Origin of the sequence: Bacillus sp. EB600 (assembly GCF_024494385.1) — a bacterium.
Taxonomy (GTDB): Bacteria; Bacillota; Bacilli; order Bacillales; family Cytobacillaceae; genus JAEVLT01.
Window position 1 is genome coordinate 1 of the sequence record NZ_JAEVLT010000133.1, and the last position, 765, is coordinate 765.

General features: G+C 39.5%; 1 protein-coding gene and 1 pseudogene. One reads left to right on the forward strand and one right to left on the reverse strand.

The features are described from left to right. The coding region (locus JN080_RS28890; protein WP_256239363.1) for a hypothetical protein at positions 1 to 201 on the forward strand (201 nt) is incomplete at its 5' end. Positions 202 to 294: 93 nt separating this feature from the next. On the opposite strand, the pseudogene JN080_RS28895 reads toward JN080_RS28890, so the two are convergent. Then, positions 295 to 465: pseudogene (locus JN080_RS28895) on the reverse strand (tyrosine-type recombinase/integrase); the annotation flags it as partial. Between the last annotated feature and the right edge of the window lie 300 nt (positions 466 to 765).

Sequence of the window (765 nt, forward strand, 5' to 3'; positions counted from 1 at the left end):
TTTAGAGCAGCAGCCTACAACGACGGCGGCGGTAGTGGTTGGGGGTGCAAGTGTTCATATTTGATAGCGCAGCATAGCTATATAGCCTTTTTAAGCGCTAAGAAGCTGCTCTTTGCATTCCTTTTCGCATATAATAAAAGCCCAAGCGCAATACAATTAACGCTTAATACAAGGCTGTTGCGTTCGCTTGATCTGCTATAAGAGCAATACTAAGTTAGCTTTGCGCTGTTGCTTGATTAGATGAGTTTAATAGCGGTTAACTCGTCAATAACTGGCGCATCCGAACGCCTATGCCGCCGTAGCGTCCCGTAACTGTACAAAGTCCTTTAGGTTGAGCACCGATGGCAATACTTTTATTTCTCGCTCTGTTGCTCCTTCCTTTACAATATGATCGACCTTAATGTTTATCGGACGCCAAAACTTTCTCTCTATCCACCCGTTATCAAAACACCGTGAAAGAAATGCTATTTACCCAAATATAACATTTCTATTTGTTGTTGATCAGAATTTACCTACATAGCAGTTTGTACTTGCTAGTATCACATCTAGTTTTCGTATTTGATATGATGGTGCAGGAAATTAAACAGCTACATAAAAGGATTGGATAGTAAATGGCTATTCCCAGGCAGAAAGGGAGACGCTCAGAAGCCTGGGAATAGCTATAACTACTTTTAATTTAAAATTTTAATACTTTCTTCATTCATTGCAGTACTAAGAAAAGAAGGTCTAAGAGAAAAGATAAAAAGCATAATAAGTTCAATGCGC